The 14,168-nt window shown below is 40.7% G+C and carries 10 protein-coding genes; all 10 read right to left on the bottom strand.

Features of this window, described 5'->3' with window-relative positions; translation table 11 throughout:
- Positions 1-304 precede the first annotated feature (304 nt).
- Positions 305-2,533 (bottom strand): GumC family protein, encoded by a 2,229-nt coding sequence (locus V7L05_RS23150; protein WP_335167462.1) that lies wholly within the window; start codon positions 2,531-2,533, stop codon positions 305-307.
- Between the two features lie 125 nt (positions 2,534-2,658).
- On the bottom strand, positions 2,659-3,759 hold the full coding sequence (locus V7L05_RS23145; protein WP_335167460.1) for a glycosyltransferase: 1,101 nt from the start codon (positions 3,757-3,759) through the stop codon (positions 2,659-2,661).
- A 259-nt stretch (positions 3,760-4,018) separates the two neighbouring features.
- Positions 4,019-5,332 carry an NAD(P)H-dependent oxidoreductase gene (locus tag V7L05_RS23140; protein ID WP_335167458.1) on the bottom strand — a complete coding sequence of 438 codons (1,314 nt, stop codon included), beginning with the start codon at positions 5,330-5,332 and terminating at the stop codon, positions 4,019-4,021.
- A 235-nt stretch (positions 5,333-5,567) separates the two neighbouring features.
- On the bottom strand, positions 5,568-6,815 hold the full coding sequence (locus tag V7L05_RS23135; protein ID WP_335167457.1) for a glycosyltransferase: 1,248 nt from the start codon (positions 6,813-6,815) through the stop codon (positions 5,568-5,570).
- Between the two features lie 60 nt (positions 6,816-6,875).
- The gene (gene rfbC / locus V7L05_RS23130) at positions 6,876-7,433 is read right to left on the bottom strand and encodes a dTDP-4-dehydrorhamnose 3,5-epimerase (RefSeq protein WP_335167455.1); all 558 of its coding nucleotides are present in this window, start codon (positions 7,431-7,433) and stop codon (positions 6,876-6,878) included.
- Positions 7,434-7,655: 222 nt separating this feature from the next.
- Positions 7,656-8,507, bottom strand: coding sequence for a phytanoyl-CoA dioxygenase (locus V7L05_RS23125; RefSeq protein ID WP_335167453.1), 852 nt, complete (start codon positions 8,505-8,507; stop codon positions 7,656-7,658).
- 51 nt (positions 8,508-8,558) lie between these two features.
- Positions 8,559-9,566, bottom strand: a complete 1,008-nt coding sequence (locus V7L05_RS23120) for a glycosyltransferase family 2 protein (protein ID WP_335167452.1) — start codon at positions 9,564-9,566, stop codon at positions 8,559-8,561.
- A gap of 292 nt (positions 9,567-9,858) precedes the next feature.
- Positions 9,859-11,253, bottom strand: a complete 1,395-nt coding sequence (locus V7L05_RS23115) for a class I SAM-dependent methyltransferase (RefSeq protein WP_335167451.1) — start codon at positions 11,251-11,253, stop codon at positions 9,859-9,861.
- A 72-nt stretch (positions 11,254-11,325) separates the two neighbouring features.
- The gene (locus V7L05_RS23110) at positions 11,326-12,354 is read right to left on the bottom strand and encodes an NAD-dependent epimerase/dehydratase family protein (RefSeq protein ID WP_335167449.1); all 1,029 of its coding nucleotides are present in this window, start codon (positions 12,352-12,354) and stop codon (positions 11,326-11,328) included.
- A 531-nt stretch (positions 12,355-12,885) separates the two neighbouring features.
- Positions 12,886-14,100, bottom strand: coding sequence for an L-2-hydroxyglutarate oxidase (gene lhgO / locus V7L05_RS23105; protein WP_335167447.1), 1,215 nt, complete (start codon positions 14,098-14,100; stop codon positions 12,886-12,888).
- Between the last annotated feature and the right edge of the window lie 68 nt (positions 14,101-14,168).

Raw genomic sequence — 14,168 nt, 5'->3', positions numbered from 1 at the left:
TAAGACTATGTAGAAATAGCGATCGCTCAAATAAATTCTTTATTTACTCTTTAAAAAGCCAGTGATTTCTCTGATAACCCATAAAGATAGCATAAATATACTGAATTTTTCCTGATAGCAACAAAATTAAATTTTGGTTATTATCTCGTTCCCAGTCTCCGACTGGGAATGCCCCTCATTGAGGCTCCGCCTCCCTGACTCGCGGCAGAGCCGCTTTTGATCTGCATTTCCAGCCAGAGGCTAGAAACGAGAAAGATCCCCGACTTCTCTAAGAAGTCGGGGATCTATAATCTTGCTGTACTAATTACTTTTCTACAGCTTGGCGCAGAGCTAACTGCTGTTGTTTGATATAAGGTACGTAATTACTGCTAGAGTTTGATACCCCATTAGCTACAACCCCAATCAGATTTAACTTACTTAACATGGCTGTCGCTTGATTAAGCTGACTTCGCGTTACAACGCCAATGCTTGCCACCATGACCACGCTACGACAAGATGATGCGGTAAGCATGGCATCGACCAAGCCAAGAACTGGGGGAGCATCTATGAGTACCAAATCGTAGTTTTCCTCAAATGCTGCCATCAATTGCATCATCCGAGGGGAACTCAACAGATTAGCTGGATCAGCAGGTTTTGGCCCAGCAGTCAGAATATCGATGTAGGCGGAACCTGAGTATTGAAAACTAATTTGGTTGGGTAGAGTTGCATCACTCGCCAATAGAGTTGAAAGCCCCTGCTCATTAGGAAGATTCAGTTGTTCATGCAGACTAGGATCGCGTAAATTGGCATCAATTAGCAACACCCTTTTGTGTAAACGAGCAGCACTCATTGCCAAACCCAAGGCCAAAGCTGACTTACCCTCATCAGGTAAAGCTGAGGTGATCATCAAAGATTTCAAGTTAGTAACAGTATTTAAAAGTTCAATGTTTTTGTAAATCAGATCCAGCGATTCCCAACGTGGTGGAGATTGCAATACCTGAATTGTCCAAGGGGAAAGAACTTCTGGCTTACCAAAAGGCAATTTGATCATTGATTCTTTGGGTTTGGCTGGTGGTAACTTGGGAGTTGTTCCCAACAACGGCATGGCCATTTGCTTCTCTAATTCAGCAGTGGTGTGAACTGCATCATCAGCCGATTCCCGAATAAAGGCAGCAATGCCTCCTAACATGAACCCAACCACAGCACCTAACAGCAAATTCTGCTGAAGATTGGGGCCTAATTGTGCGCCTTTTTGAGGTTCTTCTACAACTTCCCAATTAAATCCACCCTTGGAAAGTTCTTGCCGCAATTGCTGTTCTGCTCTTAAAAGCTGCTCTAATCTTTCACGACTAAATTGCAACTGCGGTAGCATCCGATTGTAATAAGCTAACAGAGGTGGGAAGCGTTTAATTTCAAGACGCAGTTCGTTTTCTTTCTGAGCCAAAGTTTGATCGCGAGCAGTTAAAGCAACTATAGTGGTCTGGGTTTCCACTAGCTGACCAGCAAGGCTAAGATCAATTTGCCCAAGCTGTCCTCGTTCAAGAAGAGAATCTCCAGAAGTAACTCCACCAGTAGGCTGTCCGCCTAAAGTTCTTCCTACCTCTTGTTGCAATAATTCCTTCTGGCTCTGAAGCTGTTCTTTGAGCTTTTGCACACTTGGAGTTTGATCTGTAAAGCGTAAGCGTTCTTGTGCTAGTGCTAGTTCGGTTTTTTGGATTTCGTTCAGTAAGCCTTGATAGCGAGTAGACTGACTCAGACGAGAAGCAACTAGAGCATTCTGGGGAGAACGGTTAAGTTGTTCTTCCAAAGATTTTTGGCGTGCCAAAGCTTCCCCATATTGAGCGCGAGTTGTCTGTCTTTCTTGGGCAATATTATTCAAAGCTGTCTCAATCGCTTTGGCCTGTGACTCTGGATCAATTAAGTTCTGATTTCTCCGAAACCTTTGTAAATTTGTCTCAGATGCGTTTACTTCTTCACTGGCTTTACTTAACTGTTCCCTGATAATTTGCAGACCTTTTTGCAAACGCGAATTCTGTTGTTCTTTGTTATATTCCACATAAACTTGTCGAATTGCACCCAGAACTTTTTGTGTCTTTTCTGGATCTCCAGCAGTGTATTCAACTTGAAATATTTTAGTAGCGACATTATCTTCTTTGCTCCTTAATTGAGTTAAGACCAAAGAAGCTTTGATTTCAGTTGAACTTATATCTGGATAATCAGACTGAAGTTTATTAACTGCTTTTTGGATAAGTCCCGAACTCTGCATCAAGTTAAGCTGGGTGGCAGTATCTATGACCACATTCGAGTCAGTAAACTGGTTGTCTAACCCAGCACCTTCTGTCTTACCTTGATAGTTAGGTTCTACTAGCAGTTGCATTGAACTTTTATAAGTAGGTTTTGTCTTAAAAGTTACCATGCCTGCAAGAGCAATAGAACTAATTAATACTGCTAAGAACCAAGGAAATCTCCTCACAAATACGGCAAACAATTGACCGTAACCTACTTCACTTTCAGAAGCTGGAGTTATCTGAGGATTTAGACTAGTTTGAACCACTTTTATTATCCTTGTCTTCGAGATTTACGCTAAGAGATTCTCCGAAGAATACCTATTTTTTTTAACAACCCGCCAAGAGGAGAGAAAATAAATAGGTAATCTTATAGTGGAAAGAGATTCAGAAATCAAATGAATAATTGATGCACGCCACAAGCTTGATTAATAATTTGCTCAACTTTCCCAAAGAATGCCTTCTCTGAAAAGTTTGCTACTGCATGATTACGGATGCGATCGTAATCCCAAGAAATGCCCTTGGCTTCTAGTAATGCAACTTGTAAAGATTCGGGTGTTTGCCTTTTGAAAAAGACTCCTGTTTCACCTGATATTTGAGTATCTAATACTCCACCTGCTCCATAGGCGATGACTGGTGTGCCGCTAGCATTAGCCTCTACTGGAACTAATCCGTAGTCTTCTAGGGCTGCGACAATAATAGACTTGGCTTTGGAAAACAAGTCTTTGCGGGTTCTATCACTTACGTGTCCCAAGAACTCAATATTTTGTAATGCTTTAGATTTTAACCGTGCTTGTTCTGGCCCGTCACCTGATATTAATAACCGCCATCCTAGCCAATTGAAAGCTTCCACTATTATATCAAGACGCTTATAACTAATCATCCGGGCTGAGGCCAGATAATATTCATCTTTTATATCTGAGAAAAGAAATTTACTAGTATCAATTGGATAGTTTACCATCATTGCCTTTTTGCCATAAATATTTTCAATACGGCGGGCAACAACACTAGAATTAGCAATGTAAAGGTCAGGTTCCTGTGCATATTTCAGGTCTACCTTTCTCATTACTTGGAACACTTGTTCGATTAAAGGAGCAAAATATCTATAGTCTCCGTACTCTCTTAAATAAGTTGTTGTATCCCATAAGAAACGGGTGACATTATGGCAAAAACAAATGTGGTGGGCATTGGGATTTTTTCGCACTGCTTTGGCGAAGCTGGTGCTACTGCTAATAATTAAATCGTAGTCTTGCAGATCCAAGGCACGAAAGGCAGGAAAATATAGAGGAGCCATCGACCTGAAATATTTTGCTGCATAGGGAATCTTTTGCAAGAAAGTTGTATTAACTATGCGATCGCCTAGATCAATAGTTTTTTGTGGATCGTACAAAGATGTGAAAATATCTGCTTCGGGATAGCGTTTACAAAGCAGTTCAAACACACGCTCTGCCCCACCTCGCTGGGTTAAATAATCATGGACTAGAGCAATTTTCATGAATTTGACCTAAAGTTTCGATCAGGTTTGTTTCAACGCTCCCCAGCAAGTTACTATCAACAACTTTAGTGTCTCGCAGTTAAATCGGCGGTTAGAAACCGCGTCTACACAAGCAAAACCCACCTCTGTGGGTTAAGAACCCTTGATTTTGTATTAGTCCGCGCAGGCGGACTTCGTTTGTGTAGCCGCGAATTCTGTTCGCCCTGACTCTACGCCCCTACAGCCAATTCATTTGGTGCAAATATTTTTGAAACCGATATTACCCAACTGCTACCAAGATTTTTTCGGGAGCGAAATAAGTGTTTTGCTCAGTTCGGAGTTGGTCGCAGAGTCTGCCTTCAGGTAATTCTACATCCTCGTATGTGAGGACTTGATCCTTAGAAATATCTCGTTTTAGGCGACACCCTTCAGCTAAACCAATTGGTAAGAGATTTTGCTGTTGGACAATATCGGAATTTTCACATTGTCCGTAGGTCATGTAGTAGCCGATGCCATCTAAGGTTTCTCCTGCTTTCAGGTCGATTTTGGCGGTGGTGATAACATCTACTAGCGGGCCTGCGAGTGGAGACATAACGGCATCACCGAATAGGACAGCACGCGCTACGGACAAGGGAACTTCAAAATGACAGAGGTGATAAGGAGTATAGAAGCTGTAAAGAGGGCCTTCGCCTAATTTGTATAAGTTGAGATAGTGGCGTTGCTTGGGGTCGTCGTGAGTGGCAAATACATATACGCCTGGGCCAGGTTTTGCTCCAACTACATAATCGACAATGCCGCCCAGTTCCTTGAGTTGTTCAACATCATATAACTGGGTCATTTCATCGACATAACCATTGAAGTCATATCCCAACATTCCCCGTTTGGCGACTTTCATGCCTGTGGCATTGGCAACGATCGCTTGTTCAAAGGAAATTTTGGTTCCGTCGGCAAAGCTAGCCACCATGTGAGGCTTTTGACCCCAACGTTTAGCAAATCCTTCCTGGGTGGTGGGATTGCGATAGGGGTCTTGAAGTCCTTTAATGTTACCGCACAATAAGGGAGTTAAACCAATGCTTTTTACAAAGCGGTAAAGGTTCATTTGTACCCCTGGCTGATCGCCATCACAAGCGCTGAGGATGACGCCTGCTTTGTCGGCATACACTTTCAGAATGGGGCCAATGGTGCCATCGAGTTCGGCATTCATCATGATCACATGTTTGCAATGGGCGATCGCTTCCATGACGATCTGAGCGCCAAATTCCACTGCACCTGTGACTTCGATTAGTGCATCGATGCCCTCAGCGCGACACAGTAACTTAGCGTCTTCCGTGACTGCATATTTACCGTTAGCGATCGCATCTTCTAATTCGCTGACAGTTGCAACAACTTGAATCTCCTCAATTCCGGCTTCCGAATAAGCTTGCTTGGCTGCCTCAATCTTACGATTGGAGATAGCAACTAACTCCATTCCTGGCACTGAATTGACAATTTGGTTGGCAATTCCTCGACCCATAAAACCAGCCCCAATCATTCCCACTTTGATGGGATTGCCTGCTGCTGCACGGGCTTGTAAGGCGCGATCGATAATAATCATGAACTAAACTCCTTTTTGGAACTGTTTATTGTGATACAAATCTCGATAATTTTGCACTTAATAATTTGTTACAACTTAATATTAAGTAGATTTTCATCGGGAATTGAGATTAGCGACATCTTGCACCAAGCGACTAGAAGTCGCAGCTACACAGGCAAAACCCGCCTGCGCGGGTTTGAAACCCTTAATTTTGATTAGTCCACGGAGGTGGACTTTGTTTCTGTAGCCGCGATTTCTAATCGCCAGGGCTAAGAACTAGCTGTTTGCTAGATGCTATCGAACCAGTCTGTTTTTTCTGGCTATGATTTTCGATAATTTGCTCCACAGCATTTCTGTAGGCTTCGGCAAACTTTTCTTTGGTATGATTTGCTCTTGCATATTCCCATGCCTTCCGAGACATCAGCTTTAGGTCTTCAACAGGCAAATTGGAAATACTTCTAACTTTCGCCTTAATTTCTTCAAGGGAAAGATTATCAAAAATCACACCAAAATCATAAACATCTACACCAGATTCGTAGCTTAAAATCGGAATTAATCCGGCTTGTAAGCTAGTTATTACTGCTCCTGCTTGTCCCTCAGAAACGGAAGGATAAACAAGTCCCAAACAATTATTTGTAATCTTTAAAAAGTCAGGGCTGCTAACATCAATCCAACCATAGGTATGAATGTTGGGTGTTTCGTATAATTCTTTATAGAAAGCTTGCTCAAACTCTTTGTCATTACTTACCGGGCCACAAACTGTTAAATGGTATTCCGGCATTTGGGCAAAGGCATCTAAAACCAAGTCTAATCCTTTGAGAACTAAAGCACTACCACCAAACCATATAAAATTCTTTCTTACCGCTTCAAAGTCTTTCTCGTCGGGAGAAGGATAAACGAGTGACGAAGAAATGGGAATACGATACATTGGTTTGTTGGCATATTTGAATGTATCAACTGTGAAATTGTTGCCCAATACGGTACCGTAATCGGCATATTCAATTCCCAAGTTGGGCGTTTCAAATCGCTGTGGACGTAAGGTAATTCCTCGGCGTTGTTGGAGTTCTAGAAGTCTGTTGCATTCAGCTGCATTGCGGAACACCATATTAGCAATGTCGATATGGAAGATTTTGATGCAATCTTTATTCAGTTTTGGTGCAAGCGCTTCTAAACGATGACGGATATCAATGAAAAATGCATAGTCTTTTTGAGGAACGAATTTATCATTGTGGAATTGGATAACATCAACGTTATAGCCCATGTCTAAAAAAGTTTGGGCGATTAGTAGACATTCCCAGTTCCAACTCTGGTCATTGGGGATAGGCTCACCTGGTTTTATGAGGAATGGTTCAATCCGATAAGAAAGAAGTACATTTCCTTTGGAAGGCTGTTTAGGCTTTAGGGAAACAACCTGTAAGGTCTTAGCGTAATTGATGCGAGCTTGGAGTTTTTTGGAGACAAAAGAGATAGTATTACCGACACGAGATAGAATATTATTTGGCATTTATTTCTACCTAAATTAATTATTTTACTCTCACTAAAGACGCAGATAAAGAGCCTATAGTTATCTGGAAGTTGTACCGCCAACAGTCATCATTCTCAACAAAGGCCAATTTAAATCTTTCTCAGATATTTCAGTCACATCTAGAGGCCAATCAATATTAAAGAATGAGTCGTCATAGCGTAAACCTCTTTCATACCCTGGCGTGTAAAATTCACCCACTTGATATACGACTTCAGTCTCATCTGTGAGTGCTTGATAGCCGTGAGCAAACATTTCTGGAACATACAAGGCGCGGCGGTTTTCTGGAGTTAATTCTACACCGATGTGTGATAAAAAGCTGGGAGATTCAGGACGCATATCAATAATTACGTCATAGATTGCGCCTTTAGTACAGCGAATTAATTTCGTTTCTCCTGCTGGCAGAATTTGATAGTGCATTCCCCGGATAGTGCCTTTTTTGTAGTTAAAAGAGAGGTTACATTGAGCAACTATTGGCTTTAATCCGTGTGCTTCAAATTCTTGAGCGCAGAAAGACCGAGCAAAAAAACCACGGTGGTCTGGTTTTTCTTCTAAATCAATAATGAATGCGTCTTTGAGTGCGGTTTCGGTGAAAATCATATATTCCTTTGAGATGAATGTTGAGTACAGAAAATAAACGAACCACAGAGGCGCAGAGGGCGCGGAGATATGAGAGTTTGAGAGATATTTTGTATCAGTCCTAAACTTATAAATTTCATAGAGTGCAACCCTTTTATTTTCTTCTCTTCCTCTGTGTTCTCTGCACCTCTGCGGTTAATTAAATTAGATATTCTTCTGGCGAGAAGAGAGTAATTTACGTTTTCAAGTCGAAACTTGAACTGCATCTGATGCAGAACGTAACTCTGCTCTGGGATAAGTATCATCCCAATATTGGGTGCAGAGGTCTGGTCGTTCGGGAGGGTTGGCGGTATAACAAAAGAATAGCGCTGACCGGTCTTCTGTGCGGACTGTGCCGTGATGCAAAGCATTTTTCGTATCTACAATAATAACTGTACCTGCTGGGCCTGGGCAGGATTTCCAAGCTGATTTGGGGATGACTGGTTTTACTTCTTCATCATCAATACCCATATAGCCTGACTTCCAAAGTTTGTAGTAAAGTCGAAAATAATTCCAACTAAATAAGGGAGTTAAAGAGCGGGGAATGTATTCAAAAGGCCCAGTTTTTTCTTCTACATCATTCAAGTAAATAAAGATTTTGATAATCCGACGGTCTTCTGCATCGCTATGCCATAGCAGCGTCCCAAACTGATGTTTATTATTGAAATCTTTGCGTAAATGTACACCATGAAAAGCAATGGGAAGACCGATATAATTTTCGATGATATTTAGCAGTCTTTTCTCTATCCCCCAAGCATAAAATTCTGGTAAACCTGTAACTGTGGAAATTTGTGGCCACTTTTGTTCTAGATGGTCGTTGTTTGCATTTTCCATCTGAGACAATTGATGGTAAGCAGCTTTGAGCAGTTCAGAGCTAGAGTTTAACCCTAAATCTGCCAGTGTTGTGACGTAAACACCATCTTTTTTGAGAGCATTAAAGATGTTGCGATCGCGTCCTTCCAATGCTGGCAAATTTCTGCTATGCTTCCAACGGGCTATGTAATATTCAAAGTCAGAAGACAGTGTAGATATTTTGCGTTTAATTGCGGTAAACATGGCGTAAATACCTTCTATTTTTTGATGTGTATTTGTCAGTAATTTAGTAGCTTATGACTTATAGTTCCGCACTTCTTGAGTAGGTATTTCACTTGATTCTGCTAACCCTAACTCTTTAGAAACCATCACATCAAAAGCACACAAGCTGACTAAAGCCAAAAATGGAACTACTATTTTGATGGCGGACATAGGCCATCTTCTTAAAGCACCCAAGAAAACTTTCAAGTTGACTTCTTTACCGTTCTGCAAAAGCATCCGCCTGCAAAACTGCTTAGAATATCCATTCTCTTCCAATTTCAAAATCACTTCGGGTATGTGTTTGTATTGCATTAACAGTGCAGATTTTGGCTCTTTCTGCCAATAACTCACACCAACAACACATTCCAAATAAGTTTCTTTAGTGACAATTACACTGCCATTGGCAGCACAATATCCGGCTAAATATGCTAAAGATATCCAGTTATTTTCAGCATCTTGCCAATTTTGGAGAGCGCGTTTCACTAGGTCAGTGCGGTAGACTGTAGCAGTCAGAAAAATAACTGCACCGACACTTTTTGAGAAACAATGCTCAAATATAGCTTTACCATCACCAGCACCATCTTCACTATCTACATCAAACCAGCGATTACCAACAATTGTTGGTGGATGAACTGGTTCACCACTAATTTGGTTTCGACCGGAAAAGTTGAGGAACAATAATGATAAATCTTCATGTTGCTTAAGTTTACTAATCACATAAGCAATAGCTCTATCTTGAATTGGGTCATCATCACCAATTGTCCAAACATATTTTGTTGTTGTATTATTTAGGCAATACATAATATTTTTGACAACGCCTAAATTCTGATAATTTTTATTTGACTTGAATGTAATATTGCTAAGTGTTGCTTGCCATTTTCGGATCACCTCTTGAGTCTTATCTGTTGAACAATTATCAGAAACTAAAATTTCACAGTCATCTTCAAAACCTTTGATAGCTTGAGCCAGCCATGCTAACTGTTTATCAAGTAACTCAGCACGATTGAATGTAGGAATGGCAATGGTAAGCAATTTATTCATATTCAATTAAAAGATGTAGTTAAAAAGAATCGGCAGTCACAACAGCTTAGTACAACATTTCATTAATTCCTAGCGAATTCTCTGCGTTTAAATTTCAACTCGGAATTTGCCACGATTTTATCCAACAGTATACTTACTAATTAATCAGCTGCTTTTTAGTCTAATTGTTTGTAGTTTGATAGCAATATTTGCAAAGCAGATACGCCTTTTAATTACTTTTTAAAAGCTGCCGATTATTTGGCCAGTTAAATAATTAGTAACAAAAGGCGCTTTTATTGCTGCTGTTTAGTAATTACGACGCTATTAAAAGCTTATCCGGAACAGAACATGGATAAATTTTTACTTCAGGAATTGGCACTACAAACTGTCCACCCCATTCGCCAATAAATGCCATTTGTTCCATAATTTCTTCCTTGAGATTCCAAGGTAAAATTAGGAGATAATCTGGTTTAGTTTCGCGGATTTTATCTGGTTCAAAGATGGGAATATGAGTTCCAGGTAAAAATAAACCCTGCTTGTAGGGATTGCAATCTACTGTGTAATCGATAAAATCTTTACCAATCCCACAGTAATTGAGCAATGTATTGCCTTTAGCTGGTGCGCCATAACCAGCAATTGATTTACCTTCTGCTTTAGCCGTCAAGAGGAAATTTAATAGCTTGTGCTTTGTTTGTTTGACTTCTTTGGCAAATGTAATGTAAGTCTCTATCCGATGCAGTCCAGCAGCAATTTCTTTTGCTTTCAAATGCCTAACTCGGTCGCTAATGCTGGGATTATCAGCGTAGTCATGTTTGGCATAAATTCTTAGTGAACCGCCATGAGTTGGTAATTCCTCCACGTCAAAAAGTTGCAAATTGTGTGCTGCAAAAATTTTTTCGATAGTCAGGAATGAGAAGTAAGAAAAATGCTCATGATAAATCGTATCAAACTGATTTTCTTGAATGAGTTGTAAAATGTGAGGAAACTCCATCGTCAAAATGCCATTGGGTTTGAGGATGAGTTTCATCCCAGCAATGAAATCGTTTAGATCCGGTACATGAGCTAAAACATTATTACCTATCAAAAGGTCAGCTAATTTTCCTTGTATTACGAGTTCTTTGGCAGTTTCAACTCCAAAAAACTTGTTGATACTAGGAATGCCTCTGGATTCAGCAACTTTAGCGATATTTGCGGCTGGTTCTATTCCTAGAACTGGAATTTGCTTTTCTAAAAAATATTGCAGTAGGTAGCCGTCATTGCTGGCAATTTCAATAACTTGGTTATGATGATTAAAACCAAACCTTTCTACCATCATATCGGTGTAAGTCTTAGCATGTTTTAGCCAACTTACCGAGTAGGAAGAAAAGTAAGCATAGTCGCTAAAAATGTGATCTGGAGTTTCAAACTGTTCTAATTGAACTAAGAGAGTTTCTTCAGAAACATAAGCATGGAGAGGATAAAATTTTTCGGCATTATTTAGCTGTTCTGCCCTAAGATAAGCATTGGCTAAAGGTGACATTCCTAGATCAACAAAGGTTTGGTGCAGAGGTTGACCACTGAAACGACATTTTGCGATCGCCATAATTTTAAACTCACTGATTGCAAATAATTTGATAAAGGAAATAAGTCCGAATAAAATATTATTAATTTCGGAAATATTGATGTTATTAGTGTGTAAATCTTGATTTGATCGGCTCGTAGTTTGCACTTTATTGCTAAAGTCCAAACTACAAATAATTACTATAATTCCATTATTTACACACTAATAAGGCAGGTCTAGCTACTTTTTATTCCAGAAGAAATTTTTGTCAATTTGCTCTGTACGAATCAGATACTCTAGCTGCTTTAAACGAGTAAATCCTCTAAATAAGAACGTATCTTCAGCCATATCAATTTGACTGAATAAATCAAATAGCTGCTGGGCACCAAGTCGGGCATTCCAATCACACTTAAATCCGGGTAGAATTGTGTTGATTTTCTCGAAGGATACCCGATAGCTGCGGTTATCTGTGCCATTGTCACCAAAGGACAATTTACAATCTGGGAAAATATCAGCAATAATTTCAGCGATTTCTTTAACGCGATAGTTGTTTGCTGTATCTCCCACGTTGAAGATTTGGTTATGTACAATGTCCCGTGGTGCTTCCAAAGCGCAGACTATTGCTTTGCAAATATCCAGTGCGTGGACTAATGGCCGCCAAGGTGTACCGTCACTGGTCATTTTGATTTGTTTACTAGTCCATGCCAACCCTGCTAAGTTGTTTAAAACAATATCAAAGCGCATTCTGGGAGAAGCACCAAAGGCTGTGGCATTCCGCATAAAGGTGGGAGAGAAGTCATCGTCAGCCAGTGGTCTGACATCTTTTTCTACCAGAGTTTTGCATTCTGCGTAGGCTGTTTGGGGATTAATCGAGGATTCTTCTGTGACATCACCTGCGGTAGCAACACCATAGACACTGCACGAAGACATATATACGAAGCGACGCACACCCATAGCCTTAGCCAGACTAGCCAGACGAACTGAACCTACATGATTAATTTCGTAGGTAATTTTGGGTGCCAATTGTCCGGCGGGGTCGTTGGAGAGTTCCGCCATGTGAACTATTGCTTCGACACCTTCCAAATCATCAGGGGTGATGTTGCGGATATCTTTGTTGAGGGTTTTAGGTGTTACCCCACTAGCGTTGTACAGCCAACCAACTTTATAGAAACCAGTATCTAGACCGATAACTTCATGTCCCCGTTCAATTAATAGAGAAGGTAATAATGAACCAAGATAGCCTTCTGTGCCAGTTACTAATATTTTCATTGTGGTTAATACCTTTGTATTGATGAGTTAAATTCTCCGTTTAGTAGGGTCGCACAGATGTACGTCCAAAGGAAACGCTATAGCGTTTTTCGTTTGTATGCAATAGCTCGACATCTCTCTTAAAAAGAGAGAGGCTTTGAATCTTACTCCCCAACGCTACAAGGGTTGGGGTTGGGGGTTAGGTCTGTATTGGACTCAACACAGAAGCGCTATATATGACTCGGTTAAGAGTCATTACGTAGTTGCTAAAACCTTTTGCAGGCTTACCCATTGGGTAGTAGCACTCTATAGCGCAATACAGTATTTCTTCCTTCTCTTCCTTTGCGTTCTTTGCGTCCTTTGCGGTTCGTTAAAAAAATTGACTTTGACAAAGAGTTAAGCCTTAACCCAAGCATATTGCTCTATATGCACTACACTTTTTTCTTGTGGGATGGCTATCTTACCCGTTCCTTGTATTTCCGGGCGAACAAGATGCCTACTTCACAAGATTCATCCCTTATTCAGCAGCACCGGAAGTAATAACTAAGTTATCTATGCAGTTACGACATTATCTAGATGCGAGAGTTGGGGAATCTGAGTTACCAGCGCTTTGCCAATTTCTAGAGAAGATGTGGCAGCAGGAGAAGGAGCATTGCAAACATGGATGGAGTTTTGACCAGAAACAATCAAAAAGTCGTCTACAAGCTTGCCATCGTTCATTAAAGCTTGAGCGCGAACTCCTGCATGGGTGGGAACTAAATCTTCTGCTTGGACTTCGGGAATTAGTTTTTGCAAGCTTCTGGTAAACGCTGCTTTATTAAAGGAACGAATGATTTCTTGAATCCCTTCATCAGCGTGTTTTGCTGCCAATTTCCAGAAACCAGGATAGGTGATGACTTCAAGAAAATCCCGCAGGTCAAAGTCGGTTTTTTTGTAACCTTCGCGTTTGAGCGACAGAACCGCGTTTGGCCCTGCATGGACGCTACCATCAATCATCCGGGTAAAGTGGACACCCAGGAAGGGGAAATCTGGATTGGGAACTGGGTAAATTAGTGTCTTGACCAGATAGCGTTTTTCTGGGGTGAGTTCGTAATATTCTCCCCGGAATGGGACAATTTTTGCTTGGGGTTCCACTTGACCTAACTTGGCGGTGCGATCGCTATGCAATCCAGTACAATTGATTACAAAGCGCGTTTCAAAGTTACCGTTGTTTGTTTCCAGTACCTGATTTTTACCACTTGGGGAGATTTTCAGAACTTTTGTATTCAGGTGTAAATCCCCACCCTGTTGTTGAATTAGCTGGGCATATTTCAAACAAACTTGCTTGTAATTAACAATACCAGTTGAGAATACCCGAAGTCCACCTACACATTTTACGTGAGGTTCAATTTCCTTGACTTCTTCCGGGCTAATTCTCTGGACTTCTATGCCATTATCTAAGCCACGTTTGTAGAGATTTTCTAAGCGTAGTAGCTCTTGTTCTTCAGTTGCAACAATTACTTTACCACAAACTTCATGCTCAATTCCATGCTCTTGACAGAATTCTACCATAGAGCGAGAACCATCACGACAAAATTTAGCTTTGAAACTCCCTGGCTTGTAGTAAATACCAGAATGAATCACCCCGCTATTATTGCCGGTTTGGTGAAATGCCCATTGGCTCTCTTTTTCTAGTACTAAAATCCGGGCATTGGGATAGCGTTTTCCTAAAGCCAACGCTGTCGAGAGTCCAACTATTCCCCCACCAATAATTGCAAAATCATACATTAGTATTATCGCACTTAAAATTACAGTAAATCTTTGAATTTGGGAGTGGGGAGTTAAAACTCATAACT

It is taken from the genome of Nostoc sp., assembly GCF_036917755.1.
GTDB lineage: Bacteria > Cyanobacteriota > Cyanobacteriia > Cyanobacteriales > Nostocaceae > Nostoc.
The sequence above is the reverse complement of the archived record's forward strand: the minus strand, read 5'-3'. Positions and strand labels throughout refer to the sequence as shown.